The sequence below is a fragment of the Blastococcus mobilis genome, assembly GCF_900188025.1.
Taxonomy (GTDB): Bacteria; Actinomycetota; Actinomycetes; order Mycobacteriales; family Geodermatophilaceae; genus Blastococcus_B; species Blastococcus_B mobilis.
The window spans coordinates 1-26845 of the sequence record NZ_FZNO01000019.1 but is presented as its reverse complement, the minus strand read 5'-3'; the positions used below and the strand labels follow the sequence as shown (position 1 = coordinate 26845).

Sequence of the window (26845 nt, the reverse complement as noted above, 5' to 3'; positions counted from 1 at the left end):
GGCGCGGACCCCCAGGGAGGCGTGACACGTGTTCACCCTGCTCTCCACCAGCGACACCGACCTCCTCTCGGCCCGCGCCAGCGGCGCGGACTGGCGGCTGGGCAACCCGGCACGGCTCGACGACGCCGGCATCACCGCCCTCGTGGAGGGCAGCGCACTCGTGGTCGTCCGCATCCTGGGCGTCCGTCGCCAGTACGAGGAAAAGCTGGCGCCGCTGATCGCCGGCCCGGCGCCCGTCGTGGTCCTCGGGGGCGAGCAGGTGCCCGACGCCGAGCTCATGGAGCTCTCCACCGTCCCCATGGGTGTCGCCACGGAGGCCCACGGCTACCTCGCGCAGGGCGGCCCGGACAACCTCGGCCAGCTGCACCGGTTCCTGTCCGACACCGTCCTGCTCACCGGCGAGGGGTTCGAGCCGCCGTCGGTGGCCCCTGACTGGGGGGTGCTACAGCGCGACAGCCGGGGGAGCGGTCCGACCGTCGCCGTCCTCTACTACCGCGCCCACCACCTCGCCGGGAACACCGACTTCGTCGAGGCGCTCTGCCGCGCGATCGAGGAGGCCGGTGGCCAGGCCCTCCCCGTGTTCACCGCCAGCCTCCGGACGGTCGACCCGGGTCTGCTGGACACGCTGCGCACCGCCGACGCCATGGTCGTCACCGTGCTTGCGGCCGGCGGTTCCCGGCCGGCCACCGCCCAGGCAGGCGGGGACGACGGGGCCTGGGACGTCGGTGAGCTCGCCGCCCTGGACGTCCCGGTGATCCAGGGTCTGTGCCTCACCCGGTCCCGGGCCGAGTGGGCCGCCGACGACGACGGACTCTCCCCGCTCGACGTCGGCAACCAGGTCGCGATCCCGGAGTTCGACGGCCGGCTGATCAGCGTGCCGTTCTCGTTCAAGGAGACCGACGCCGACGGGTTGACGCACTACGTCGCCGATCCCGAGCGTGCGGCCCGCGTGGCCGGCACCGCGGTCGCCCACGCGCGGCTGCGGCACACGCCCCCGGCCGAGCGCCGGATCGTGGTCATGCTGAGCGCCTACCCGACCAAGCACGCCCGGATCGGCAACGCCGTCGGCCTCGACACCCCGGCGTCGGTCGTGCGGCTGCTGGCGGCCATGTCCGGTCAGGGCTACGACATCGGCCCGTTCGACGGGCCCGACGCGCTGCCCGGGGTGGCCGACCTCGACGGCGACCGGCTCGTGCACGCCCTGATCGCCGCGGGGGGCCAGGACGCCGACTGGCTGACCAGCGAGCAGCTCGAAGGCAACCCGGTCCGTATCCCCGCCGCCGAGTACCGCGCGTTCTCCGAGACCCTGCCCGCCGACCTGCGCGAGGCGATGGAGGAGCACTGGGGCCCGGCGCCGGGCGCGCTGTTCGTCGACGAGACCGACGGCGCCATCGTCTTCGCGGCGCTGCGGGCGGGCAACGTCGTCGTGATGGTCCAGCCGCCGCGCGGCTTCGGGGAGAACCCGATCGCGATCTACCACGACCCCGATCTGCCGCCGTCGCACCACTACCTGGCCGCCTACTGGTGGCTGCGGTCGGTCTTCGGCGCGCATGCCCTGGTGCACGTGGGCAAGCACGGCAACCTGGAGTGGCTGCCCGGCAAGACCGTCGGGATGTCGGCATCGTGCGGTCCGGACGCGGCGATCGGCGACCTGCCGCTGGTCTACCCGTTCCTGGTCAACGACCCGGGGGAGGGCAGCCAGGCCAAGCGTCGGGCGCACGCCACCCTGGTCGACCACATGGTGCCGCCGATGGCCCGCGCCGACTCCTACGGCGACATCGCCAGGCTGGAGCAGCTGCTCGACGAGCACGCCAACGTCGCCGCGATGGACCCGGCGAAGCTGCCCGCCGTCCGTGCGCAGATCTGGACGCTGCTGCAGGCCGCCAAGCTCGACCACGACCTGGGCCTGAAGGACCGGCCGGAGGACGACCACTTCGACGAGATGATCCTGCACGTCGACGGCTGGCTCTGTGAGATCAAGGACTCCCAGATCCGCGACGGACTGCACGTGCTGGGCACCCCGCCCGACGGGCAGAACCGGGTCGACCTGGTGCTCGCCATGCTGCGGGCTCGCCAGATATGGGGCGGCTCGGTCGCACTGCCCGGCCTGCGCGAGGCGCTCGGGCTCACCGAGGACGGCACCGCCGGCCTGCGGGCGACCGACGCGGTCGAGGCGCAGGCGGAGGCGCTCGTCGCCGTCATGGAGGAGCGCGGCTGGACCGCCGACGCCGTCCCCGAGGTGGTGGCCCAGGTGCTCGGCCGGGACGACGAGACGGTGGCCGCCGTCCTCCGATTCGCCGTGGACGAGATCGTGCCCCGGCTGGACCGGACCACCGACGAGCTCGACGCCACGCTGCACGCGCTCGAGGGCGGCTACGTGCCGGCCGGACCGTCCGGATCGCCGCTGCGCGGGCTGGTCAACGTGCTGCCGACCGGCCGGAACTTCTACTCGGTCGACCCCCGCGCTGTGCCCTCGCGGCTGGCCTGGGAGACCGGGCAGGCGATGGCCGAGTCGCTGGTCGACCGCTACCGCGCCGACACCGGCGAGTACCCCCGCTCGGTCGGGCTGTCGGTCTGGGGAACCTCGGCGATGCGCACCTCCGGCGACGACATCGCCGAGGTGCTCGCGCTGCTCGGCATCCGCCCGGTGTGGGACGACGCCTCGCGGCGGGTCACCGGCCTGGAGCCGATCCCGCTCGACGAGCTCGGCCGGCCGCGGATCGACGTCACCGTGCGGATCAGCGGCTTCTTCCGCGACGCCTTCCCCCACGTGGTCACGATGCTGGACGACGCCGTGACGCTGGTGGCCGGGCTCGACGAGCCCGACGAGGTCAACTACGTCAAGGCCCACGTCGACGCCGACCTGGCCACCCACGGCGACCGGCGGCGGGCGACCACCCGGGTGTTCGGCTCCAAGCCGGGCGCCTATGGCGCCGGCCTGCTCTCGCTGATCGACTCCCGGGACTGGCGCGGGGACGCCGACCTCGCCGAGGTCTACGCCGTCTGGGGCGGCTACGCCTACGGCCGTGACCTCGACGGGGTGCAGGCCCGGCCGGACATGGAGGCCGCCTACCGGCGGATCGCGGTCGCAGCCAAGAACGTCGACACCCGCGAGCACGACATCGCCGACTCCGACGACTACTTCCAGTACCACGGCGGGATGGTCGCGACGGTCCGCGCGCTGACCGGGACGGCGCCCGCGGCCTACATCGGGGACTCCACCCGGCCCGAGCAGGTGCGCACCCGCTCGCTGCTGGAGGAGACCTCCCGCGTCTTCCGGGCCCGCGTCGTCAACCCGAAGTGGCTGGAGGCGATGCGCCGGCACGGCTACAAGGGCGCCTTCGAGCTCGCCGCGACCGTCGACTACCTGTTCGGTTACGACGCCACGACCGGCGTCGTCGCGGACTGGATGTACGAGAAGCTCGCGCAGATCTACGTGCTGGACCCGGAGAACCGCGCGTTCCTCGAGAAGTCCAACCCGTGGGCGCTGCACGGGATCGCCGAGCGGCTGCTCGAGGCCGTCGACCGGCAGATGTGGGTCGAACCCGACCCTGCGCTGCTGGCCGAGCTCCAGCAGGCCTACCTCGACACGGAGGGCGACCTCGAGGGCGGGGACACCCCGGCCCAGCAGGTCAGCACCTGACCCGGGCGGTCAGGTGCCGCCGCCGCCCCGTGCCGCCGGGCGGGCGCGGACGTGGATCCGCTCGCCCTGGGGGCCGTAGAGGGTGAGCACCTCGGCGGGTCTCGGACCGGGGTTGGTGACGGCGTGCGGGGTCCGGGTGTCGAACTCGGCCACCTCGCCCGCCGTCAGCGTCACGTCGTGCTCGCCGAGCCGCAGGCGCATCCGGCCGGACAGCACGTAGAGCCACTCGTAGCCCTCGTGGACCTGCTGCTCCACCTCTCCGCCGGGCCAGCGGGGCGGGAACACCTGCTTGTAGGCCTGCAGACCACCCGGCCGGCGGGTCAGCGGGATCATCGTGACCCCGTGGCGGACGAACGAGCGCTGGTGGATCCGCGGATCGCCGGTCTCGGGTGCGTCGACCAGCTCGTCCAGCGGCACCTGGTGCGCGCGGGCAAGTGGCAGCAGCAGTTCCAGGGTCGGCCGTCGCTGCCCGGACTCCAGCCGGGACAGCGTGCTCACCGAGATGCCGGTGGTCGCCGACAGCTGGCCGAGCGTCGCCCCCCGCTCCAGTCGCAGGGCGCGCAGACGGGGACCGACCGCGGAGAGGACGGTGCCGAGCTCGACAGCGCCGTCCTTTGCCATACCGGCAACGATAATTGTCATCCCGGCTCGATGGGGCGGATCGTCGGCCGCACTCACCCGGAGGCGAGGAGGACGTGATGGACGAGCGGTACGACGTGGTGGTCATCGGGGGCGGAGCCGCCGGGCTGAGCGGGGCGCTGGCGCTGGCCCGGGCGCGGCGGACGGTACTGGTGGTCGACGCCGGTGCACCGCGCAACGCACCGGCCGGACACGTGCACAACTACCTGGGCCGCGAGGGCACGCCGCCGGGCGAGCTGCTGGCGATCGGTCGCGAGGAGGTGGCCGGCTACGGCGGCGAGGTCGTGACCGGCTCGGTGAGCGGAGCCGAGCGGACCGACGACGGGTTCCGGGTGGACCTGGCCGACGGGCGGACGGTGCAGGCCCGGCGGCTGCTGGTGACCACCGGCCTGACCGACGAGCTGCCCGAGCTGCCGGGGGTGGCCGAGCTGTGGGGGAGCGACGTCCTGCACTGCCCGTACTGCCACGGCTGGGAGGTCCGCGACCGGGCGGTCGGCATCCTCGGCGGCCCGTTCGGCGTCCACGCGTCGCTGCTCTGGCGGCAGTGGAGCACGGACGTCACCCTCTTCCGGCACACCGGTCCCGAGCCGACGGACGAGGAGCGGGAGCAGCTCGACGCCCGCGGCATCACCGTCGTCGAGGGAACGGTGGCCGCTCTCGTGGCGGCCGGCGGCCGGCTCTCCGGCGTCCGGCTGCAGGACGGTTCGGTCCTCGCGCGGGAGGCACTCGTGGTGGCGCCGCGGTTCACCGCGAACTCCGCCGTCCTCCGCTCGCTCGGCCTCGGGACGGTCGAGCAGGAGATGCGCGGCTCCGTGGTCGGCAGCTACGTCCCGTCGGAGCCGACCGGCGCCACCGCCGTCCCCGGCGTGTGGGTCGCCGGGAACGTGGCCGACCTGCAGGCCCAGGTGATCACGTCGGCCGCCGCCGGACTGAACGCGGCGGCGCAGATCAACGCCGACCTGATCGCCGAGGACACCCGCCTCGCCGTCGCCGCCGCCCGGGAGCAGCACGTGCTGGCACCGCACCGCGAGCACGACTGGGAGGAGCAGTACCGCTCCCACCCGATGCTCTGGAGCGGCCGGCCGAACCCCCCGCTGGTCGAGCAGGCCGCGGGCCTCGCGCCCGGGTCGGCCCTGGACGTGGGCTGCGGCGAGGGGGCCGACGCGATCTGGCTCGCCGAGCGCGGCTGGCAGGTCACGGCGGTGGACTTCTCCGCCACCGCACTGGAACGGGCGGCCGGCCATGCCGCCGCGGCGGGGGCGGACGTCGCCGCGCGGATCGACTGGCAGCACGCCGACGTGACCGCCGGGCTGCCCGTGACGGGCCCCTACGACCTGGTGACCTCGCACTTCATGCACCTGCACGGCGACGAGCGACGGAAGCTCGTCGCGCAGCTGGCGTCCGCGGTCGCGCCCGGCGGGACGCTGCTCGTCGTCGGACATGACAAGAGCGACCTGGAGACCGCGGCGCGCAGGCCCCATGCGCCCGACCTGTTCTTCACCGCGGAGGAGGTCGCCTCGTCACTGGACCCCGGCGAGTGGCAGATCGTGGTCGCCGAGGCGAGGCCGCGACAGGCGCACGCGCACGAGGGCGACGTGGCAACGGTGCACGACGCCGTCGTGGTGGCCCGCAGACTGCGCTGATCCTCGGGTGCGGCCTCAGCGCTGGGAGAGGTAGGTCGCGGCGGTCTCCCGCAGCCGGTCGTGCGCGCCGTCAGCCACGACGGCGCCGGAGCCCAGGTACTTCTTGGCCAGCTTCGCGACCATCGTGTAGTTGGTGTCCACGACGTTGCCCGCCGGCGCCAGGCCCGCCTGGCTGACCAGCTGGTAGGCGTCGAGGCTGTCCCAGCCGGTCAGCTGGGCAGCCCACGTCACCAGGTCGTGCTGGCTGACCCGGTAGGCGTCCTCCAGCGGCCGGGTCGACCCGGTCGACATGAGGTACTCATCGCTCTCGATGCGGGGCCAGGCCGGTCCGCCGCCCTTGATCAGGTCAACGACGACGACCGTGCGCATCGATGCCTCCACGGCCGTGCCGCACACCTCGCCCTCGCCCTGCCGGCAGTGCCCGTCACCGAGCGACAGCTGCCCACCCGGGACGTTCACCCGGAAGTAGGCCGTGGTCCCGGCGCGCATCTCCGGGGTGTCCATGTTCCCGCCGTGGGCGCCCGGCGTGATGCTGGCGAACACCTCGCCGCCGGCCGGGGCGACGCCGATGGTCCCGTGCATCGGGTCCAGCGGGAGCTCCACCTCCGGTCCGCCGCGGCGCGGCCGGAACAGGCAGGTGCCCCGCTTGCGGTCGACCTCGTAGACCCAGACGACCTCCTCGAGGGGCTCGTGCAGCATCGCCGTGTTGTGCGTGGCGGTGAGGGCCCCGAAGTGCGGGAACGTCGCCGACACCGCCCAGTCGCGCGCCGGCGTGATCTCGACGAGGTGCACGGCGAGGGTGTCGCCGGGCTCGGCCCCTTCGACGTGGATCGGGCCGGTAACCGGGTTCAGGTAGGGGAACTCGCAGACCTGGCTGGGCAGGTCCTCGGCGCTCCGGACCCGCCCGCCGAAGCAGTCCTCGGTCGTCAGCTCGACGACGGTCCCCTGCTGCACGCGCAGCAGGGGCTCGCCCCCGCCGAAGGTGTACCGGAGCTGCTCCTGTTCCGGTGAGAGGGCGATGACCTCGAGGTCGCTCACAGGTTCTCCTCCGCCTTCAGCTCCGGCTTGCGGCCGGTCGCCAGCAGGAAGACCAGCAGCGCGAACCCGATGCCGAGCCACACGAAGCCGAGCTCCTGCGCGGCGACCTGGGCGTTGTAGACGACGTAGGCCAGGATCGCGAAGCCGATGACCGGGACGACCAGGTGCAGGCCCCAGTTGCGGCTCTTCTTCCGGACGACGAAGTGCACGACCACCGACACGTGCAGCAGCAGGAAGGCCGTCATCGCGCCGAAGTTGACCAGCGTCGAGAGCAGCGTGATGCCGTCGTCGCGCTGGCTCATGTAGATGCCCAGCGCCAGGGAGATGACCGCGACGACGAGCGTGGCGTTGACCGGCACGCGGTGCTTCGGGTCCACCTTGGCCAGGATCGCCGGCAGCTGGCGGTCGCGGGCCATCGCGAACAGCAGCCGCGAGGTGGCGGCCTGCGCGACGAGGGAGTTGGCGAAGCCCCAGGCGATCGCCGTCGCCACCGCGGTCAGTGTGGCCAGCCAGGCGCCGCCGGCGACCCCGGCCGCGTCGTAGAACGCCGTCCCGGCGGCGTCGCCCTCGGCGATGAGGGTGTCCGGGTCGGGCACGAGCAGCGCGGCGACCCAGGTCTGGACGATGAACAGCGTCCCGGCGAGGACCAGCGCGGCGATCATCGACTTGCCCAGCGAGCGGGCGGCGTCCCGGTTCTCCTCCGCCAGCGTCGAGATGCCGTCGAAGCCGAGGAAGCTCAGGACGGCGATCGACACGGCGCCGAAGACGAGCTCGAGCGAGAACGTGTCGCTGTTGTAGATCGGGGAGAAGTCGAAGCCACGCCCCTCGCCGCCGGCCAGGGCGATGACCCCGATGACCAGGAAGATCGCGAGCACGATCAGCTCGCCGATCAGCATGAGCTTGTTGATCCGGGCGGTGAACTCGATGCCCATGTAGTTGACGACGGTGTTCAGCACCACGAACGCGACCAGCCAGATCCACACCGGCACCGATGTCACGATCGAGTTCATCGCGATCGACGCGATCAGGTAGAGCAGCCCGGGAACCAGCACGTAGTCGAGCAGGATCATCCAGCCGGCGAGGAAGCCGACCGGTTGGCCGATGCCGCGGCCGGCATAGGTGTAGACGGAGCCGGCCATCGGGAACGCCCGCGACATCTGCGAGTACGACGCGGCCGTGAACGCCATGGCGAGCATGCCGATCGCGTAGGCGAGGGCGACCATGCCGCCCGAGGCCTGGAAGACGCCGCCGAAGATGCCGAACGGCGCGATCGGGACCATGAAGACCAGGCCGTAGACCAGCAGGTCGGTGAAGCTGAGGGAGCGCTTCAGCTCCTGGCGGTAGCCGAACGCCTCGACGCCCGGATCGCCGGTGGCGGGGATCGGTCCGCGGGCGGCGCCCGGCAGTGGGCCGGCGGGATCGTTGGTGGTTCGGGGCTCGCTCATGACAACTCCTGAATCTCGCGCCTCCGGCGCCCAGCCGGGCCGGGCAGAGAGTAGAGCCAACTGCTTCCATATGGAAGCAACGATTCAGGCTCAGAGCGTTCCGGTCAGCTCCCGGAATGCCAGCCCGTCGGCCCGGGCCAGCCGGGGGACGGACCGGCCGGCGCGGACCGGGCGGCCGTCGGCGAGCGCGGCGGCCACCCGGACGCCGTCGTAGACGCCGCGCGCGTACGCGCAGACCACCGGTGCCCGCGGTCCCGAACGGCGGGCGTGCCGTTCCTCCAGCGCCAACTGCCCCTCGTCGGCCCGGCTGTCGGCGGCGGCGAAGGAGGGCATGCAGGCGAACAGCCCACCGGTCGCGTCCCCGCCGAGTGCGTAGAGGCCGTTCTCCTCCAGCGCACCGGAGAGCCGCACGACCCGACGATCCAGTCCGGCCCGGGTGAACTCCCGGTTGAACGCGACCAGGTCACGCCCGACCAGGCTCAGCAGCACGGCGTCGGCCCGGCTGTGCCGGACGAGGTCCAGGAGAGCACCGGGGTCGCCCGGACCGAAGGGCACCAGCGCCTCGCCGACGACCTCGCCGCCGACCTCGGCCAGCACCCGCCGTGCCGCGCGGTGCACGGCACGCGGCCACACGTAGTTCGTGCCCAGCAGCACCCAGCGCCGCGCCCGACGGTGCATGACGAGCCAGGCCACGGCGGCGGCGTGCTGTTCGAGGGGAGATGCACCGAGCCGGACCACCCCGGGACGACCGCGCCCACCCTCGTGCGGGGGAGTGAAGACGTAGCGGGCGTCAGGAGGTAGCGCTTTCTCCAACGCCCGGTGCACGTCGCTGGTGTGGAAGCCGACGAGCAGGTCGAAGGCGCCGGCCCGGTGAAGCATGGCCGCCTCCGCGGCGACGACCGCCGGTGGGCGTCCGGAGTCCACGGCGACGAGCTCGACGGGGCGACCGCTGGCTCCCCCTACGGCGTTGATCTCGTCAGCGGCCAGCCCCGCCAGATCGAGGGCCGAAGGTGCGGTCATGGCCAGCGGGCCGGACAGGGGCACCGCCAGCCCGACCCGGACGACCTCCGGGAGTGGGCCGGTCAGGAGCACCTCCCACGGGTCCAGGAGTGCGGGCTGGCTGGGCACCACATGAGTATGGTGCGGCCATGGTGCCGGGCGCCGAGGCTGCAGCCGGACCGCCCGTTCCGCTGTCGGACGACCTCGTGGAGCTGCTCACGGTCACGCAGCGGCGGGTGGCCCGCGGGGTTGCGGCCGTCCTGGCCGAGGACGGCGCCACGCTGGACGGCTACCGCCTCCTCCGCTCGCTCGCCGGCACCGGTGGCCGATCGATGGGCGAGCTGGTGGCGGCCCTGCACCTACCGGCGCCCACGCTGACCCGCCTGGTCGACGGGGCGGTGGACGCGGCCCTGGCCTACCGGCTGCCCGATCCGCGGGACGGCCGCAAGGTCGTCGTCCACCTGTCGGAGCCGGGCCGCATCCGGCTTGCGCGGCTGGAGGCGCTGGTGGGTGCCCACGAGGCGGCGTTGGCCGCCTCGCTGGGCACGGAGCGGGTGTCGGCCCTCGTGCGAGCCCTGGCCGATCTCGCCCCGGCGGAGGACTGACCCCTCACGGTCACATGCGATGACCGAGCCGCCCTCAGTTCTCCGGCGAGAAGAGCGCGCTCAGACCGAACCGGGTGGGGCGCTGGAACGGCCGCCAGTCGTGGCGTGGCTGGGCGAGGCGGTCGGCCACGACCCACAAGACGGCCGGGTCGTGTCCCATGCCCAGATGGCTGCTGCGCACGGCGACGTTCTCACTGGTGGGGCCGGGCTTCTGGCGGCAGGCCCGCCAGTCCACGACGCCGTCCCACCGCGAGTAGATCGCGGTGCTGGGCACCGGCAGCGGCCGCGCGAGGGGGCCGCGGGACGCAGGAGGACGCCGGCTGCCGTGCCCCGGAGCGAGCCGCTGGTAGGAGCGAGCGCCGGGAGTGCCGTCGACGGGCCGGTCGGTCAGGGCGAACGGTGAGCCCAGGGAGACGACCTGCCGGACCTGGCGCGGCGCCTGGCGGGCCAGGCGCCGCGCGTAGATCCCGCCGAGGCTCCAGCCGACGATGCTCACCGACGTCCCGTGCTCGCGGGCCAGGCGGTCGACCAGCAACGGCAGCTCGCTGGTCACCTCCTGGGTGGGGCCGCGGTTGCGGCCGAGGGCCCAGCCGACGACCGGGTAACCCAGCCGCCCGAGCCACGCCCGCAGCACCCGCGTCGAGACGTCGGAGGCCATGAGCCCGGGCAGGACGAGCACGGGGTGGGGCTCCCCGCGCGGCGCCCACCGCAGCAGGGGCAGCGCCGCGGCCGCGGTGCCGGCGCTCATCAGCGTCCGAGCCGGTTCGGTGGCGGCGAGCACCATGGCCCGACGGCGGGCGGCGCGGGGATCGGAGCGTCCGTCCATGAGAAGGGTCATGCCCGGGAAGGTCCGCGGTCACTCGGCGCCGCGCCGACCGGAGCTGTCAGTCGAGGCTGGGCGGGAGCAGCCGGGGGGCGAAGACCTCGTCGATCGGCCGCGGACCCACGTACTGGCGGCAGGTGCAGGGCACCCAGCTGACGCCGGCCCAGCGACCGCGCTTGTCGTAGTTGTCGCGGCGCAGCTCGGCGTAGCAGGTGGAGGTCTCGCGGTCGTGCTGGCTGAGGGTGTGGCCGCATCCGCACACCGGGGTCACCGGCGGGGGAGGAGCGCTCTGTCGGCGGCCGAGCCGGCCGGCCACGAATCCCGCCGCGAGCAGAACGCCACCCACCAGCAGGCTGACCGGATCCATGCCCCACTCCCTCCGTCCGCGTCCTCCGACGGTAACGCGGCGGCGGGTCGGGTGGTGCCCGTCAGTCGCTGCTCCTGCCCCGCCCGCTGACGGCGTCGCGCAGGTGGTCCAGGAGGCTGGCCACCGGGCCGACCGCCAGCCGGACGCCGGGCTCGTTGGGCGTCATGGGATGGGCCCGCGTCGGTGCGATCTTCTTGATCGACTCCACCTTGTCCGCCATCTCGACGAGCTGCTCACGCGTGAAGGTGGCCCGGAGCTCGATGAACATCCGGCTCTCCTCGTGTTCGACGTGATGGCGGATCTCGCGGATGAGCTCGGCCACCGCACCGTCGAACTCCGGGTCGCCGGCGTCCATGCGCTCCAGCCGTTTCATCGTCTCCTCGGCCTCGGCGTGCTCCTCCTTCGAGTGCTCGGCCTCCTCCTTGTCGACCTGCTTCTCCACCCGCGGGTAGACCTGCGTCTCCTCGGCGACCGAGTGCTTGACCAGCCCGATCGTCACCTCGTCCACCAGTTCCCGCTTGCGCGTGAGAGCGTCCGGTCCGGTCTGCCCGCGCAGTGCTTCCAGCTCGGTGAAGATCCGGTCGAACTCGCGATGGTCGGCGGTGAGGACGTCGACGACGTCGCGCTGGGTCTCGGTCATGGAAACTCCTCGGCAGCGGAGGGACCCTGATCCGGCCCTCCTTCCCCTCCACGTGGCCCGGCACACGCGACGGCCCGGATCATGGTGGTTGACCGTGTGGGTGGCGGGGAACACGTCCCTCGTGGACACATATGCCGTGGGCTTCGCCCGGCCGGATCGCTGGTCACGGGGGCGGCCGGCGGAGCACGCCTGCCCGTGGCACGCCGTCGAGGCGCACCGCCCACCGGGCGAGCTGGACGGCGAGGTCGAGCTCGCCGTCTGCGGGGCCATCGTGCAGGTCTGGGGATCGCAGAAGTGGGAGCGGGTGGGCAGCGGGCGGACCGCCTGCGCCGAGTGCCAGCGCATCACCGCCGTCGGCGAGCGCCTGACGTCGGCGCGCTGACCTCGGTGCGGTATACGAGCCGACCGCTCAGCCGGTGGGCCTGCGCCCGCCGATGGCCGACAGGCCGGTGATCTCCCGGCCGACGATGAGGGCCTGCACCGAGTCGGTGCCCTCGAACGTGAAGACGGCCTCCATGTCGGCGTGGTGACGGGCCACGTGGTGGTCGATCAGGATCCCGTCGCCACCGAGGATGTCGCGGGCGTCGGCCACGATCGCCCGGGCCTTGGCCGCGTGGTTCATCTTCGCCAGCGACGCCATCGCCGCGGTCATGCGACCGGCGTCGGCCAGCTTCGACAGCCGCCAGCACATCAGCTGCATCGAGGTAATCTCGGCCAGCATGCGCGCGAGCTTGTCCTGCACGAGCTGGAAGCCGGCGATCGGCTGACCGAACTGCTCCCGTTGCAGGGCGTGCGCGAGGGCGAGCTCGTAGGACGCCGTCGCCAGGCCCAGCGCTCGCCAGGCCACGGTGTAGCGGGTGCGGTCGAGCACCCGGGAGACGTCCTTGAACGAGGAGCAGTTCGCCAGCCGGTTCTCCACCGGCACCCGGACGTCGCTCAGCGTGATCTCGGCCTGCCACACCGCCCGCAGTGCCGTCTTGCCCGTCATGACGGTCGCTTCGTAGCCGGGCGTTCCCTTCTCGACGACGTACCCGCCGACGGCGCCGTCCTCGCCGCGCGCCCAGATGATCACGTAGTCGGCGATCGAGCCGTTGCCGATCCACTTCTTCTGACCGTTCAGCACGTAGGCGTCGCCGTCGCGGCGCGCGGAGGTCTCCAGCTCCACGGCGTCGGAGCCGTGCTGGGGCTCGGTCAGCCCGAACGCGCCGATCTTCTCCAGGCGCGCCATCTCCGGCAGCCAGCGCTCCCGCTGCTCCTCGTCGCCGAGCAGGGCGATCGACTGCATGGCGAGGAAGCTGTGCACGCCGTTGAAGGTGCCGACGCTGCCGTCGGCACGGGCCAGCTCAGCGGCGACGAGCCCGGCGGAGACCGCGCTCATCCCGGGGCAGCCGTAGCCCTCGATCGTGCCTCCGACGATGCCGACCTCGGCCAGTCGCGGCACGAGCTCGAAGGGGAACTCGGCCCGCTCCCAGTACTCGTTGATCCGGGGCGTCACCTCCTTCTCGCAGAAGGCGCGCACGCGGTTCCGGATCCCGATCTCCTCGGGCTCGAGAAGCTCCTCGATGGCGTAGAAATCCGGGCTCGGGTCGGTCATGCCGGGGACGCTACGGCGATCGGGGGCATGCTGCCCGACATGCGCATCGTCATCGCCCCCGACTCGTTCAAGGGCAGCCTGGCCGCCGATCGCGTGGCGACGGCCATCGCGGCCGGCATCGCCCGGGGACTGCCCGAGGCCGAGCTGCTGCTGCGCCCGCTCGCCGACGGGGGCGAGGGGACGGTCGCGGCCGCGCTCCGCGCCGGATACCGGCCGCAGACAGCGCGGGTGAGCGGGCCGGACGGCCGTCCGGTGCAGGCCACGATCGCGGTCGACGCCGGCACCGCCGTCGTCGAGCTCGCCACCGCGGCGGGGCTCGGGCTGGCGGAGCCGGCCCCGATGACGGCCACCACCCGGGGAGTCGGCGAGCTGGTCGCGGCGGCCCTCGACCAGGGCGTGCACCGGATCATCCTGGGCATCGGCGGCAGTGCCACCACCGACGGCGGCGCCGGAATGCTCCAGGCACTCGGCGTCCGGCTGCTGGACGCCGAGGGGGACGACGTCCCGCCCGGTGGCGGGGGGCTGGCCCTGCTGGACCGGGTGGACGCCTCCGGCCTGGACGCGCGCCTGGCCGGGATCGAGCTGGTCGTCGCCTCGGACGTCGACAACCCGCTGACCGGGCCGTCCGGCGCGGCCCACGTCTTCGGGCCGCAGAAGGGCGCCTCGCCGGGGGACGTGGAGGCGCTCGATGCCGCGCTGACCCGGTACGCCGCCGTCCTCGGCCGCGACCTGGGCGTGGCCGTGGCCGACGTGCCCGGGGCAGGCGGAGCGGGTGGAACGGCGGCCGGTGCGCTCGCGATCGGCGCGCGGCTGACCTCCGGGGCGGCCCTGGTCTGCGACCTGGTGGGCCTGTCCGAGGTACTGGCGGGCGCGGACCTGGCGATCACGGGGGAGGGCGCGTTGGACGCGCAGACGCTGCACGGCAAGGCCCCGGCCGAGGTGGCCCGGCGGGCCCGGGCGGCCGGGGTGCCCTGCCTGGCACTGGCCGGCGTCCTCCGCCTGTCCGGTGAGGAGCTTGCCGCCGGTGGCTTCGCGGCCGGGCACGCGCTGACCGAGGTGGAGCCCGACGTCCGTCGCTGCCTCTCCGCGCCGGAGCCGGTGCTCGCCGACCTGGCCGCGCGGGTCGTGCCCGCACTGGCGCGCTAGCGACCAAGGACCCTGGCCCGCACGGCGGGTGCGGAGCATTCTGCGCGCATGACGGAGGGTGCGCCCGTCGCGCCGGCCGGCGTCCTCGACCGGCCGCTGGTGCTGGTCGACATCCGGCCGACGGCGTGCGGCTACCAGGCGCTGATGTGGGCGCTGCGCGAGGCCGAACGTCGCGACGCCACGCTGCTCGCGGTGACCGTCTGGGCCGGCGACCCGGCGCAGCCGGACGAGGGCCTCGCCGAGATGGAACAAGCGCTCGCCGCCATGGTGGAGCGCGCCGCCGACGAGACCGGCGTGCACGGACGCACCCGCGTCGCGGCGGTCACCCACCCGGTGACCGTCTCGGACGTGGCGGCCCGGACCGGAGCCGAGCTGCTGGTGGTGGGTTCGGAGGAGGTGGCGTCATGACCGAGCAGACGGACCCGGTCGTGCCGGTCGTCGACGAGGAGGCCCTGCGCGGGCCGCGGATCGTGGTCGGCGTGGACTTCTCGTCCGGGGCGCGGGCGGCACTGCTGTTCGCCCTGCAGGACGCCGCCCGGCGCGGCGTCCCGGTCGAGGCGGTGACGGCCTACCGACCGCCGGACTACTGGATGGACTTCTACGCGGTCGGCAGCTACCAGCCCGACCAGATGCGGACCGCTGCCCTCGAGCGGTTGCGGGCCTTCGTGGCCGAGAGCGTGGCGGAGGGCCCGCAGCCGCCGCCGGAGGTGCACGCGCACGCCGCCATCGGGACGGCCGCCGATGTGCTCATCGGGGAGTCGCAGGGCGCGGATCTGCTGGTCGTGGGCAGCCGGGGGCACGGTGGCTTCACCAACATGCTGCTGGGTTCGGTGAGCATGCAGTGCGCCCAGCACGCGTCCTGCCCGGTGACCGTCGTCCACTCGCCGGAGGCCCGGCACGAGCGGCTGCACCTGCGCCGCAGCCGGCGCCAGAGCACGGCCGGCCGGCAGGGCACACCGATCGCCTGAGGGCGGCCCTGTCACGCGCCCGCCCGGGGGAGCGGTAGCTTGCGCTGTCCGTCCGGACGACGTGGGAGTGCCGGTGCCGTTCCTCATCCATCGACTGTCGCGGTTCTTCCGGCTGCGCCTGCGGGGATGGCGGCTGCCGCTGGCCGTCGCGGTGTTCGTCTTCCTCACCAGCTGGCTGGCGATGGCCCTGGTGGAACCGGCCGGCGCCGAGATCGCCGCCCCCGGTACCTATTGGTGGTACTTCCTCGTCACGTCGGCGACCGTCGGGTACGGCGACGTCTTCCCGGTGTCGACCGGCGGGCGGCTCGTCGGCCTCTACGTGATCGTCGGCGGCATCGTGACCCTCACGCTCCTGTTCACCCAGCTGGCCGCTGCCCTGCAGTCGATCCGTGGCCGGCGTCTGAGAGGTGTGGTTCCCCTGGACCTGTCCGACCACGTCGTCCTGCTCGGTTACTGGCCCGGCCGGACCGAACGCATCGTCGCCGAGCTGACGGCCGAGGGCCGGTTCCAGGTCGCGCTGTGTGCCTGGGGGGACGTGCCGGAGAACCCGTTCCCCGACCAGCCGGCCGTGCACTTCGTCCGCGGCGACCTCACCCACGAGGACGTGATGAACCGGGCCTGCGTGCAGCGCGCCCGGACGGCGGTCATCGACGGCAGGGACGACAACGAGACCCTCGCTATCGCCGTGGCCGTCGACCACGCGAACCCCGGCATCCACCTGGTGGCCGCGGTCCGTGACCTGGGCCGGCGGGAGAACCTGCGCTACGTCAACGGCGGCGTGCAGGTCGTCCAGTGGCACATGCCCTTCCTCCTCACCGAGGAGGCCACCGATCCGGGCATCACCCAGATCTACAACGACCTGATGAGCAGCGGCGGGCACGGCAACACCTACTCGCTGCGGGTGCCGACCGGCTTCCCGCACCGGACGTTCGGCGACTGTCAGACCCACTTCGGCCGCACCTTCGGGGCCACCGTCCTCGCGGTGCGGGGGAGGGACGGACTGGTGGTCAGCCCGCCCTGGGAGACGCCGGTGACCGAGGGGACGACGCTGTACTACGTCGCCGGCCGCCGGATCGAGGACAGGCTGCTGGCCGCCGGACGCTGACCCGGGCTCAGAGCAGCCCGAAGACCGCGGCGAGGGCCAGCGCCGCGCCGGCCAGGAGAACCGCGATCACCATCACGGTGGTCAGGACCGGGATCACCACCCACCGCCGCTTGAACCGACGGCGGCGAGCCGGGGGAGCGACGGTCCGGGCGGGCGGCGCCGTCCTCCGGCGAGGGTCCTGGGCCTTCCGGTCGCGACGTCGTTCGGCCAGGACCTCCCGTGCGTCGCGGGCGACGGAGCCGAGCAGCGCGCGCGAGGCGGACGCCAGCTTCCGCAGGTCGTCGCTGTCGATCCGCTCCACCGAGTCGCCGGGCAGCCGGCCGGGCGCCGACAGCGGGGGAGGGGCCTCAGCGGGAGGGGCCTCAGCGGGCGGAGACGGCGCGGCCGGGTCCGCGGCCCGACCGGCGAGGACCGCCTCCAGCTGTGGCCGGACGCTCCGGGCGGTGCTGCGTCGGGCCGGGTCCTTGGTGAGCATGCCGTGGAGGACCGGCTCCAGCGGTCCGGCACGCAGCATGGGCGCCGGGTGCTCCGAGACGACCGCCATCAACGTGGCCATCGCCTCGCCCCGGTTGAAGGGCGGGCGGCCCTCCACCGCGGCGTACAGCGTCGCGCCCAGCGACCAGATGTCCACCGGTGGCCGGGGCTCCTCGCCGTTGGCCCGCTCGGGCGCCATGTACGACGGCGACCCGATCAGCGCCCCCTGCGTGGTCAGGCTGGAGTCGCCGGTCGTGGTGGCGATGCCGAAATCGGTCAGACAGGCGTGGCCGTCGGCCGCGACCAGCACGTTGCCCGGCTTCACGTCGCGGTGCACGATCCCGGCCTCGTGCGCGGCGTCGAGCGCGTCGAGCACGTCCAGGCCGATGCGGGCCACGGCGGCCGGCGGCAGCGGGCCGTGCTCCTCCAGGACCTCCTGCAGGCTGTGTGCCGCGACGTGCTCCATCACCAGCCAGGGCTTGCCCGCCTCCTCCACGACGTCGTAGACGGTCGTGACGTGGGGGTGGTCGAGCCGGGCGGCGGCGCGAGCCTCCCGCATCGTCCGTTCGCGGAGGATGGTCCGCTCCTCCTCGGTGAGGTCGATCGAGAAGGTGACCTCCTTGAGTGCCACCTTGCGCTCCAGCACCTGGTCGGTCGCCAGCCAGACGGTCCCCATGCCCCCGCGACCCAGGACGTCGCTGAGCGCGTAACGACCCGCGACCACGCGGTCGTCGCGTCCGGTGTCAGCGCTCATGACCTGCATGTACCCCCAACCCGCGGTCAGGATTCTTCGGACTGCTGCCCGTCCGGCTCGCTCTGCGCCTCCAGCTCGGCGGCCAGCTCGGGTGTCTCCAGCTCGAGGGCGATGTCGCGGGGCTGCGGGTCCTCGGGGGCGGGTGTCGTCATGGGGGGAGCCTCCCGTACCCCGTGGTCGGCCGCAGCCCGCCGTCGGCTGCGATCAGCCCCGGAGTTCGCGCCGCAGGATCTTGCCGGTCACGGTCTTGGGCAGCTCGTCCACCAGGACGACGCTGCGCGGGTACTTGTAGGCGGCCATGCGCTCCTTGCAGTGCGCGATCAGCTCCTCGGGGGCGGCGTTCGCGCCGGGCCGGAGGCTGACGAACGCCTTCACCGTCTCGCCGCGCTTCTCGTCCGGGACGCCGACCACCGCCGACTCACGGACCGCGGGATGCTCGGCCAGGACGTCCTCGACCTCGCGCGGCCACACCTTGTAGCCCGAAGCGTTGATCATGTCCTTCTTGCGGTCGACGATGAACACCCAGCCCTCGGGGTTCATGAAGCCCACGTCGCCGCTCCTGAGTGCACCGCCGGGCAGGTTGGCAGCGGTCTCGTCCGGTTTGCCCCAGTAACCGGCGACGACCTGCGGCCCGTCGGCGACGATCTCGCCGACCTCCCCCAGGGGCAGGTCCTTCCCGTCGTCGTCCTGGATGCGGACGATCGTGTTCGGGGCCGGCACGCCGACGGACAGCGCCCCGGACGTGGGATCGACCGGCGACGGCGATCCGAACGGCGTGACGGTCATCGGCGACGTCGTCTCGGTCAGGCCGTAGGCGTTGTGGACCTGCTTGCCGGTGGCCGCCAGGAAGTGCTGCTCGGCGGTCGGGGAGATCGCGGCCCCGCCGGAGTAGATCGAGGTGAACGACGCGAAGTGGTCCTTGGTGAAGCCGGGTGCGTTGAGCAGGGCGCTGAACGCGGTGATCGCCCCGATCGTGAAGGCCGGCCGGTGCTCGAGGAACGCGTCCAGGACGACCTGCGGCTCGAACCGGTAGGCCAGGACCAGCGGCGCGGGGACCAGCATGCTCACCGCGATGTGCCCGATGAGTCCGGTGATGTGGAAGAGGGGGGCGATCCCGAAGATCGCGCCGTCCCGCCCGGCGTGCACCCAGTCCCGGTAGACCTGGGCGGTGAAGACGACGTTCCGGTGGGTGTTCATCGCCCCCTTCGGCACGCCCGTCGTCCCCGAGGTGTAGGTCAGGAAGGCGACGTCGTCCGAGCCCAGGTCGACCGGCGGTGGCACCGGGCCGCGGTGCTCGGCGATGAACTCGCTGAAGTCGGTCGTGCCCTCGTGGCGCTGCCGCTCGACGCCCTTGAACAGCCGTTCGTCGTTGCGGGTCTGGAACTCGAGCTCGCTGGTGGTGAGCACCAGGCGTACGTCGGTCCCGGGGACGACGTCCCGGGCGACCTGGTCGTAGAGGGTCTCCAGGGCGACCAGCACGGTGGCCCCGGAGTCCTCGAGCAGGTAGGACAGCTCGCGGGTACGGCTCATCGGGTTGATCGAGACCATGATGCCGCCGGCCTTCCAGGCGGCGACCATGGCGATGACGAACTGGGGGACGTTCTGCAGGTACACGGCCAGGCGGTCGCCGGGCGAGAACCCGTTGGCGAGCAGGCCACTGGCCAGCCCGTCGCTGAGCTCGTCGAGTTCCCGGCGGGTGATGACGCCGTCGAAGTACCGCAGCGCGACGGCGGCGGGATCCCGGGCGACGCCGGCACGGAACATGCTCAGCGCGTCGCCGAACTCGATCTCGTAGTCGGCCGGCTGGTCGCCGTAGAGGGCCAGCCAGGGGCGGTCGTCGTAGGTGCTCATGGCGTCCTCTACTTGATGACTACCGGGTTGACGGGCGAACCGGCCGCCTTGGCGATCTTCAGCGGGGCGGCCACGTACAGGAAGGCGTACTGCTCGTCCTCGGCGCAGTCGGCGGCCAGTTGCTCCAGGTCGGCGATCTCCGTCAGGGCGATGCCCAGGTTGCGCATCAGCGCGTTGTGCAGCACCAGGGCGACCCCGTTGTTGGGATCGATCGTCACCTCGTTGGCGATGGTGTCGGTGACCAGGTTGGGGATCTCCATGTCCTGGAACCACTGGACGAGCTCGGGGCTGTAGACGAGGCCGGGTTCGTTGAAGCCCTCGTAGAACGCCTCGCCCTGCTCGAAGAACAGCTGCAGGAAATTGGTGCGGACGAGCAGGATGTCCCGCTTCTCGATCCGGATGCCCTGGGACTCGGCGCACGCCATCAGGTCCTCGTGGGTGAAGGTCTCGCCCTTGTCGAGAGTGTGCTTGCCGCGGAACCGCGCCATGTCCAGCAGGACGGCACGGCCGACGACGCCGCGCCGGGCGATCGGCTCGACGCTGGCCTCCTCCATGCCCCCGACCGTGGTCCGCGCGTCGTAGCCGTTCCAGATCTTCCCGCCGTACCAGACGTGGCCGAGGGCGTCGTACTGCGTCGAGCCCTGCAGGAAGGCGTTGATCTTGTCGTCGGCGTAGTGCAGCCCGCCCGGGTACGCGGGGCCCTTGCCGCCCTCGTCCCAGTCGGACTCATCCAGTATCTGGGTCCGTTCGGCGGGCGTGCGGCCCGGCCAGACCGGGTCGCCCTTCGGGTCGCCGATCAGCCGCTGCAGGGTGAAGACCTTCCCCTGGTTGACCAGCCGGACGGCGGCGAGGACCTGCTCGGGGCCCAGGTAGTTGAGCGCCCCGACCTCGTCGTCGTCCCCCCACTTGCCCCAGTTGGTGGGTGCGTCGCTGAGCAGCTCGCCGAGGGCCGGGGCGGTCGTCGTCGGGGTGTCGGTCATCGGGGCCTCCTGGGCGGGAAGATGCCCGCTCGCTGACGGGCCGAGGCGGTGCCGAGGACTATTCGCCGGTGTGGTGCTGATCACAACCGCGTGCAACATTCGGTGCAGCCGACCCGCGCAGCAGGACCGCGACCGCCGAAAGGGACGCCATGAGCACCACCTCGCCCGCCCACCCCGAGTCCGTCTTCACCTACGGGGCGCCGCTGCTCAAGTTCGGGAGCGGGGCCTCCGACGAGATCGGTTACGACCTCAGCAGGTACGGCGTGCGGCGGGTGCTGGTGGTCACCGATGCCGGCCTGGCGGCCACCGGGATCCCGCAGCGGGTGGCCGACCAGATGAGCGAATTCGGCATCGAGGCCCGGGTGTACGACGGCGTCCACGTCGAGCCGACCGACCTCAGCCTGGTCGCCGCGATCGAGGAGGCCCGCTCGACGGGGCCGTGGGACGCGTTCGTCGCCGTGGGCGGAGGCTCCAGCATCGACACGGCCAAGGCGATCAACCTGCTGACCACCAATCCCGGCGACCTCATGGACTACGTCAACGTGCCGGTCGGCAAGGGGGAGGCGCCGTCGCAGCCGCTCAAGCCGCTGGTCGCCGTCCCCACGACGACGGGCACCGGATCGGAGAGCACGACGATCTGCGTGATGGACGTCATCGCCGCGAAGGTGAAGACCGGGATCAGTCACGCGTGGCTCCGCCCGACCCTGGCCGTGATCGACCCCGACCTCACGCTCACCCAGCCGCCCGGGGTGACGGCGGCCTCGGGCATGGACATCCTGTGCCACGCGCTGGAGAGCTACACCGCGCGGTGGTACACGACCTACGAGCGCAAGACGCCCGACCAGCGAGTGCCCTACTGCGGGTCGAACCCGATCGCGGACATGTGGTCGGAGAAGGCCCTGACGCTGCTGGCCGGCTCGTTCCGGCGGTCCGTCCGCCACGGGGACGACGCGCAGGCCCGCGCGGACATGGCCATGGCGGCCACCTTCGCCGGCATGGGCTTCGGCAACGCCGGTGTGCACATCCCGCACGCGAACGCCTATCCGATCGCCGGGCAGGTGAAGGACTTCCACCCCAAGGACTACCCGGCCGGCGAGCCGATGGTGCCGCACGGCATGTCGGTGGCCCTCACCGCGCCGGAGGCCTTCCGGTTCACCTTCGAGGCCGCGCCGGAACGGCACGTCCGGGCCGCGCAGCTGCTCGCCCCGAATGCCGGGCTGCCCACGGAACCGTCGGAGTTCCTGCCCATGGTGCTGGCCGACCTCATGCGCGACATCGACATCCCCAACGGCGTGGGGGCGGTGGGCTTCGCCGAAGGCGACATCCCCGATCTGGTCGAGGGGACGATGAAGCAGCAGCGGCTTCTGGCGACCTGTCCCCGCGAGGTCACCGACGACGACATCGCCGGCATCTTCAGCCGGTCGATGTGTCTCTGGTGATCAGCTCGCGCGGACGACGCTCTTGGTCACCTGGGCCGCGGCGACGACCTCGCCGTCCATGGTTGCCTCCGCCCGCATGAAGGCGACCGCCCGGCCGCGGCGCAGGACGGTGCCGGTGATGTCCACGCGCTTGTCGGCCGCGACCGGGCGGAGCAGGGACACCGTCAGGTCGTGGGTGACCGCGTGCTCGTCGTCGCCGAGGTGGGGGAGCAGCGCCAGGAAGGACGCGACGTCGAGCAGCGTGTAGACGACGCCGCCGTGGAGCACCTGGGCCTGATTCTGCGCGGGCGCGTCCACCGGGAACCACACGCCCGCCGACGGGTCGGCCGCGTCCCGCAGGCACATGCCGAGGAAGCGGTGAAGGGGGATGTCGAGCACGGCCTGCACGCGGGCGGCGAACACGCTGTCGGACGGCACTGGGCCACCTCTCGTCGGGGACCCCGGGAGCGTCGCATGCCGCCCGGCTGGTCAGCTGCGCCGGCTGACCCTCCTGCCCGTGCGCGCGAGGACGGCGGTGTCGTCTCCCGGGGTGGCCTACGGGCAGACCACCCCGGGAAACCGGCCGCTCGGGGGGCGGAGGCGGGGAGCCGCCACCGCACCCCACCGGGCTACTTCTCGTGGGCCAGGACGAGGTTCGTCTCGTACAGCGCCACCGTCTCGGCGTTCTCGCCCCCGGTGGGGCTGATGTCGAGGCGGGACACCTCACCGGTGGCGCCGAAGAAGTCATTGGTCCCGCCGGTCACCGCGATGTCCACCTGCAGTGGCTCGGTCGTGCCCTGCGTGCTGAAGTCGATGGCTGCGGTGCCGTGCAGCTGAGATCCGTCGTCGAGGACGAAGGCGATGTCGCACAGGACGTTCAGGGCCACGGCCTGGAACGTGCACTCGACGTGGATGCGGCCGACCTCGCCCCCACGAGTGCGACCGTCCTCGGTCTCGTACAGGACCTCGCTGACGAACAGGCGCGTGCCGATCGGAGGCGCCTCCTCCTCTCCGGCCGTGGGTTCCTCGTCCTCGGTGAACGTCTCGCCGTTGGGCAGGACGATGGCGAACTGGTCCTCCACGCCGATCCAGCGGTAGTCATGGTCCCCGCCTTCCTGGGAGGCGAGCGCGGTGCTCGGGCCGAGCAGGCCACCGGCCAGGACACATGCGGACAGCACAGCGATACGGCGCATCGGGTTCTCCCTCGATGGGTGTGGACGCTCGGCCGAGCGGCCATGGGACGGCATGCCGCTCTCGTCGTTCTTCTTGCCGCACCACGGGTGGCGGCGGACGAGGCAGTCCAGCGACTTCACCGTGCGCGGGATCGTCCTCAGAGGTTCCGAATCCCACAAGAGTCGTCTGCGTGGCCTTCCGGCGTGCCCACGGTCACCGCCTCGACCGCGAGGGCGTGCGCCGTCGCCCGGGTGGCGAGGGCTTGACTTGAGCGGTGGATGGACGGACTCTCGATCTCCGGGTACGAGTCCGACTCCACGGCCCGCGGACACGCAGGACACAGCCCCGTCCTGACCCGGCCGGCCTCGGTCCGTCACGAGGGTGATCTGCAGTGGGGGCAAGGGCCGAGATGTCCTCCTGGCCGAGGCCGACATGGGCATTGAGCAGTGGTCGTTGCCGCGATTCCTGCACGGTCGTCGGGCTCCGCTGTGGTGGGGACTGCTGGTCCTGACGGTTGTCGTCATGACCGGCGCAGGCGTCCTGGTTGCCCGGGACCACGACAGCGACGTCCTCGTCGAGCCTCCGGCCACCATCGGGCCCACGACGGCGCTCACCCCGTCATCCGGCCCGGGCGCGACTCCGACAGCCACGCCCACGAACCCTTCCTCCGGCGGAGGAACGGCGTCTGCTCCTTCTGGAGGAACAGCCTCCGATTCCGCTGAAGGGTCGGCTTCCGATTCCTCTGGAGGAACGGCCTCCGACACCTCGCCGGCCACCGGTTCCACTGCGTCCTCCGACGAAGATCGGTCGAGGAGGCCAGAACGCCCACGCAATCGCGTGGTCGCGTGGATCCTGGGTCTGGCGCCGGGAGGCGGCGTCGACCTCCCTGAGGAGATCGCCTACCAGAACCTGCAGCACGACTGCATACTCACGCCCCAGGACGGGTCGGACGATCCCTACTACACCGCACTGAGCGCGCAGGAGCGACGCCTCTACGAGGGCGCTGCCGCCGCGTGCCGCGCCGCCTTCTACGACGAGCCCGATCAGTGGCCGGTTGCAGAAGCCGCTCTGGCGCAGATCGATGCCGTGGGCGCGGACTTCACCTGCCTCGGTGACGTGGCGTACGAGGTGCTCCGTGAGCTCGTGGCTGTGCACACGACCGACCCCACCGCCCGGCTGGTCCGCGGGGACGGGCCGGGGCGCGGACCGGCCTGTCCTCGGGTGATCAGCCTCGAGCCGGATCATGGTGCTGCCTCCGGTGGCTACCGCATCCACCTCGTCGGGGAGCACCTCCCCTCCACGAGCGTCATCCACTTCGGCGACGTGGACCTGACCGTTCAGACGGACGGCGACAGCGCCTCCTTGATCGTGCCGCCGGCCCCCGTGGACGCGGAATGGTCAGCGGGCGAGCATTCGGTTCAGGTCTGGGTCGAGGGCTGGTACATGCAGGTCTTCAACACCCCTACCTTCGTGTACGAGCTGGAACCCCGGCCACGTCCGAGTCCGGGCACCGTGGCGGATCCGACCGCATCACCGGGCGGGTGATCCACCGATGCCGGCCGCTCGCCGGGGTGCATCGATGCCGCCGCCTCGACTGCGCCGCCCGCGGCCTGCGGCGAAGGAAAGCACGGCTGCGTCGTCGATCCGCCTGCTCGCCACGCTGGGGTCGCCGGTCGCGGTGGGCGCGGCGCTGCTGTTCTACTTCGGATGGCGGAGGACGGACGCCCAGGCGGACGAGCTCGGCTTCGACGCCTCGGTCATGGGCCTGACATCGACGGACTACGTGCTCAAGAGCGTGAATGTGCTCTACGTACCCGCCCTGCTCGTGCTTCTGCTCGCAGTCTTGGCACGCTGGGCCCACGAGCGGCTGGTCCTGTCCGCGGCGCTCGGTACTCCTGTGCGACCGAGGGTTCTCCGGTGGGCGAGGGCGCTGCAGTGGTCCTGGGTCGGCTGGTTCCTGCTCGCGGTGGTCCTGTTGCTACTGCCCAGCACCCAGACCCTCGCGGTGCCGGTGGCCTTGACCGGCGCCGTTGGGGCAGCCCTGTACGGCGGTGCTCTGGAACAGCGGATCACCGGCAGCGGCTCGAGCGGTGGGCACACCGCGGTGCGCGGGCTGCTCTGGGGAGTGCTCCTCTTCGCGGTCTTCTGGGACGCCGAGCGGATCGCGCTGTTGATGGGTGAGCTCTACGCGCGGGACATCATCACCGGGTGCAGCGATCTGGTCGTGGCGGTGTCCCTCTACAGCGGACGGGACCTGGCCCTTGATCTGCCGGGTGTGGAGCGCACGATGGTGGGGGAGGGTGAGGACGCCCGCTACCGCTTCCGGTACGACGGGTTGCTCCTCCTCCAGCAGGCCGGGTCGCGGTACGTCCTCATCAATCGGGATTGGGACGAGGAGCGCGGGCGCGTGACCGTTCTCCAGGACACGGAGGACCTGCGCTTCGAGTTTCTGGACAGGGCCTGCCCCGAGTGACTGGCAGCACCCAGGGCATCCCATTCCGAGGAGGCGCGGATGCCGGACCGCGTCACCGGCACCGGCCACCGGCGGACGTCGACGGGGCGTCGACGGATTCCTCGAGTTCGGTGCGCGGATCGGGACGTCGTCGGTGCGCGCAACCATGCCGGACCTGGCTATCTGCCAGCAGTTCCATTCCGGACGCGGACTGCCGCTGTGGGCGTGCATGCCCTGTACGCGGGCGGTGAGCCGTCAGTGGGTCAGCGCGAGGCAGATCCAGCACAGCGGCCACTCGTGGTCGCCGTCGTCGGGCCACGCCCAGTCGGCCGGGTCGAGCAGCGTCACCGGCGCCAGGCAGACCGCGCGGCCGGCGACGAGCCCGTCGCCGCTGACCGCGTGCAGGTGTCCGGCGGGCATGTCCACCCATTCCTGCTCCCAGGGCCGGGGGGCGACCGCATCGGCGCCGACCGTCCAGCCCTCCCGTTCGACTCGGCCGGCCCGGGGATCCCGGTCAGGCCGAGGCGGGCCGTGGGCCGCTTCTTGACTCACGCTGATCACGATCTGGGGTGATGCGAACCTGCTACAGGGCACTTGGTCCCAGTGGAATGTGAGCTGCGCCGCTCCGCCGCTCACAGCACACGAAGGGAGCGCGGCCTCAGATCGCCGGGGGCGGGCCGCCGCACTCCGGGGTGGGTGCGGCCGTCGGCGCGGCGCTGGCCGTAGAGGCCTTCGAGGGACCCCGGCGGTCCGGTGAGTCCGTACCAGACATCCACGAATTCGTTGTCTGGCCGATGTCACCAGATCATCCCTCAAGGCAGCTCGAGAGACAGGTTGCCCGTCCTCGACGTCAGTTCACTCGAGGGCCGAGGCCGCCAGCGGGTCCGCTCGCCGCGCACATCAGCGCACGCAAATCACCGTGCCTCGAGGCAGACAATCAGCGCGTTGAGGCTCCACCATGCCGTCGGAAGGTTCGAGCCCTAGCCTGCTAGGCCTAGTACTACAGCCGCACGTACCTGGCCTCTCGGGTTGCGTAGTGGCAGCGGCGGGCGCGGGCCTGGTGTCTGCGACGCCAGTGTGACCAGTGC

The 26845-nt window shown here is 72.3% G+C and carries 26 protein-coding genes; 11 read left to right on the top strand and 15 right to left on the bottom strand.

The genetic code is table 11. The features are described from left to right. Positions 1 to 28 precede the first annotated feature (28 nt). Positions 29 to 3643 (top strand): cobaltochelatase subunit CobN, encoded by a 3615-nt coding sequence (cobN, locus tag CHB94_RS16415; protein ID WP_089337643.1) that lies wholly within the window; start codon positions 29 to 31, stop codon positions 3641 to 3643. Between the two features lie 9 nt (positions 3644 to 3652). On the opposite strand, the gene CHB94_RS16410 is transcribed toward cobN, so the two are convergent. Continuing rightward, complete coding sequence (locus tag CHB94_RS16410) at positions 3653 to 4264, bottom strand: helix-turn-helix domain-containing protein (protein WP_089337642.1); 612 nt, start codon at positions 4262 to 4264, stop codon at positions 3653 to 3655. A 77-nt stretch (positions 4265 to 4341) separates the two neighbouring features. On the opposite strand from CHB94_RS16410, the gene CHB94_RS16405 reads away from it, so the two are divergent. Then, positions 4342 to 5925 (top strand): FAD-dependent oxidoreductase, encoded by a 1584-nt coding sequence (locus tag CHB94_RS16405; RefSeq protein ID WP_089337641.1) that lies wholly within the window; start codon positions 4342 to 4344, stop codon positions 5923 to 5925. A gap of 15 nt (positions 5926 to 5940) precedes the next feature. On the opposite strand, the gene CHB94_RS16400 is transcribed toward CHB94_RS16405, so the two are convergent. The 3 genes from CHB94_RS16400 to CHB94_RS16390 form a co-directional block, all read right to left on the bottom strand. Continuing rightward, positions 5941 to 6963, bottom strand: coding sequence for an acetamidase/formamidase family protein (locus tag CHB94_RS16400; RefSeq protein ID WP_089337640.1), 1023 nt, complete (start codon positions 6961 to 6963; stop codon positions 5941 to 5943). Beyond that, positions 6960 to 8408 (bottom strand): APC family permease, encoded by a 1449-nt coding sequence (locus CHB94_RS16395; RefSeq protein ID WP_089337639.1) that lies wholly within the window; start codon positions 8406 to 8408, stop codon positions 6960 to 6962. The genes CHB94_RS16400 and CHB94_RS16395 overlap by 4 nt, the downstream gene beginning before the upstream one ends. A gap of 90 nt (positions 8409 to 8498) precedes the next feature. After that, positions 8499 to 9536 (bottom strand): ABC transporter substrate-binding protein, encoded by a 1038-nt coding sequence (locus CHB94_RS16390; RefSeq protein ID WP_141137528.1) that lies wholly within the window; start codon positions 9534 to 9536, stop codon positions 8499 to 8501. A gap of 20 nt (positions 9537 to 9556) precedes the next feature. On the opposite strand from CHB94_RS16390, the gene CHB94_RS16385 reads away from it, so the two are divergent. Continuing rightward, positions 9557 to 10012, top strand: coding sequence for a MarR family winged helix-turn-helix transcriptional regulator (locus tag CHB94_RS16385; RefSeq protein WP_089337637.1), 456 nt, complete (start codon positions 9557 to 9559; stop codon positions 10010 to 10012). Positions 10013 to 10046: 34 nt separating this feature from the next. Here the strand turns inward: CHB94_RS16385 and CHB94_RS16380 are convergent, their stop codons facing one another. From CHB94_RS16380 to CHB94_RS16370, 3 genes are all read right to left on the bottom strand, one after another. Then, positions 10047 to 10850: an esterase/lipase family protein gene (locus CHB94_RS16380; RefSeq protein ID WP_089337636.1), complete on the bottom strand. Its 804-nt coding sequence runs from the start codon at positions 10848 to 10850 to the stop codon at positions 10047 to 10049. A 46-nt stretch (positions 10851 to 10896) separates the two neighbouring features. Then, positions 10897 to 11202: a hypothetical protein gene (locus CHB94_RS16375; RefSeq protein ID WP_089337635.1), complete on the bottom strand. Its 306-nt coding sequence runs from the start codon at positions 11200 to 11202 to the stop codon at positions 10897 to 10899. 61 nt (positions 11203 to 11263) lie between these two features. Continuing rightward, the gene (locus CHB94_RS16370; protein ID WP_089337634.1) at positions 11264 to 11842 is read right to left on the bottom strand and encodes a hemerythrin domain-containing protein; all 579 of its coding nucleotides are present in this window, start codon (positions 11840 to 11842) and stop codon (positions 11264 to 11266) included. Between the two features lie 94 nt (positions 11843 to 11936). On the opposite strand from CHB94_RS16370, the gene CHB94_RS16365 reads away from it, so the two are divergent. After that, entirely contained in the window at positions 11937 to 12224 is a 288-nt protein-coding gene (locus tag CHB94_RS16365; RefSeq protein ID WP_254920706.1) for a hypothetical protein, read from the top strand. A 27-nt stretch (positions 12225 to 12251) separates the two neighbouring features. On the opposite strand, the gene CHB94_RS16360 is transcribed toward CHB94_RS16365, so the two are convergent. After that, on the bottom strand, positions 12252 to 13436 hold the full coding sequence (locus CHB94_RS16360; protein ID WP_089337633.1) for an acyl-CoA dehydrogenase family protein: 1185 nt from the start codon (positions 13434 to 13436) through the stop codon (positions 12252 to 12254). 39 nt (positions 13437 to 13475) lie between these two features. On the opposite strand from CHB94_RS16360, the gene CHB94_RS16355 reads away from it, so the two are divergent. The 4 genes from CHB94_RS16355 to CHB94_RS16340 all read left to right on the top strand — a co-directional run bounded on the left by CHB94_RS16355 (position 13476) and on the right by CHB94_RS16340 (position 16655). Next, entirely contained in the window at positions 13476 to 14582 is a 1107-nt protein-coding gene (locus CHB94_RS16355) for a glycerate kinase (RefSeq protein WP_217899341.1), read from the top strand. A 48-nt stretch (positions 14583 to 14630) separates the two neighbouring features. After that, a complete protein-coding gene (locus CHB94_RS16350) occupies positions 14631 to 14990 on the top strand; it encodes a universal stress protein (RefSeq protein ID WP_089337631.1) in 360 nt (119 codons plus the stop codon). Then, positions 14987 to 15550, top strand: coding sequence for a universal stress protein (locus CHB94_RS16345; protein ID WP_089337630.1), 564 nt, complete (start codon positions 14987 to 14989; stop codon positions 15548 to 15550). Before CHB94_RS16350 ends, CHB94_RS16345 begins: the two co-directional genes overlap by 4 nt. Positions 15551 to 15623: 73 nt before the next feature. After that, on the top strand, positions 15624 to 16655 hold the full coding sequence (locus CHB94_RS16340) for an ion channel (RefSeq protein ID WP_089337704.1): 1032 nt from the start codon (positions 15624 to 15626) through the stop codon (positions 16653 to 16655). Positions 16656 to 16662: 7 nt separating this feature from the next. Here CHB94_RS16340 and CHB94_RS16335 read toward each other — a convergent pair whose 3' ends face one another. From CHB94_RS16335 to CHB94_RS16325, 4 genes are read right to left on the bottom strand one after another with little or no spacing between them, the layout of a single operon-like run. Continuing rightward, positions 16663 to 17883 carry a serine/threonine-protein kinase gene (locus CHB94_RS16335; RefSeq protein WP_089337703.1) on the bottom strand — a complete coding sequence of 407 codons (1221 nt, stop codon included), beginning with the start codon at positions 17881 to 17883 and terminating at the stop codon, positions 16663 to 16665. Positions 17884 to 17909: 26 nt separating this feature from the next. Beyond that, a complete protein-coding gene (locus CHB94_RS26250) occupies positions 17910 to 18035 on the bottom strand; it encodes a hypothetical protein (RefSeq protein WP_254920705.1) in 126 nt (41 codons plus the stop codon). Between the two features lie 52 nt (positions 18036 to 18087). After that, a complete protein-coding gene (locus CHB94_RS16330) occupies positions 18088 to 19734 on the bottom strand; it encodes an AMP-binding protein (protein ID WP_089337629.1) in 1647 nt (548 codons plus the stop codon). 8 nt (positions 19735 to 19742) lie between these two features. After that, complete coding sequence (locus tag CHB94_RS16325) at positions 19743 to 20714, bottom strand: cyclase family protein (protein WP_089337628.1); 972 nt, start codon at positions 20712 to 20714, stop codon at positions 19743 to 19745. A gap of 149 nt (positions 20715 to 20863) precedes the next feature. On the opposite strand from CHB94_RS16325, the gene CHB94_RS16320 reads away from it, so the two are divergent. Then, positions 20864 to 22153 (top strand): hydroxyacid-oxoacid transhydrogenase, encoded by a 1290-nt coding sequence (locus tag CHB94_RS16320; RefSeq protein ID WP_089337627.1) that lies wholly within the window; start codon positions 20864 to 20866, stop codon positions 22151 to 22153. On the opposite strand, the gene CHB94_RS16315 is transcribed toward CHB94_RS16320, so the two are convergent. Continuing rightward, positions 22154 to 22570 carry a PaaI family thioesterase gene (locus tag CHB94_RS16315; protein ID WP_089337626.1) on the bottom strand — a complete coding sequence of 139 codons (417 nt, stop codon included), beginning with the start codon at positions 22568 to 22570 and terminating at the stop codon, positions 22154 to 22156. A 191-nt stretch (positions 22571 to 22761) separates the two neighbouring features. Next, positions 22762 to 23325 (bottom strand): hypothetical protein, encoded by a 564-nt coding sequence (locus CHB94_RS16310; protein ID WP_141137527.1) that lies wholly within the window; start codon positions 23323 to 23325, stop codon positions 22762 to 22764. A gap of 817 nt (positions 23326 to 24142) precedes the next feature. On the opposite strand from CHB94_RS16310, the gene CHB94_RS25290 reads away from it, so the two are divergent. Both CHB94_RS25290 and CHB94_RS16300 read left to right on the top strand, forming a co-directional pair. Then, positions 24143 to 24850, top strand: coding sequence for an IPT/TIG domain-containing protein (locus CHB94_RS25290; protein ID WP_176445598.1), 708 nt, complete (start codon positions 24143 to 24145; stop codon positions 24848 to 24850). Between the two features lie 34 nt (positions 24851 to 24884). Continuing rightward, positions 24885 to 25778 carry a hypothetical protein gene (locus CHB94_RS16300; RefSeq protein WP_141137526.1) on the top strand — a complete coding sequence of 298 codons (894 nt, stop codon included), beginning with the start codon at positions 24885 to 24887 and terminating at the stop codon, positions 25776 to 25778. 234 nt (positions 25779 to 26012) lie between these two features. On the opposite strand, the gene CHB94_RS25285 is transcribed toward CHB94_RS16300, so the two are convergent. Then, entirely contained in the window at positions 26013 to 26177 is a 165-nt protein-coding gene (locus CHB94_RS25285) for a hypothetical protein (RefSeq protein WP_176445597.1), read from the bottom strand. Positions 26178 to 26845: the final 668 nt, after the last annotated feature.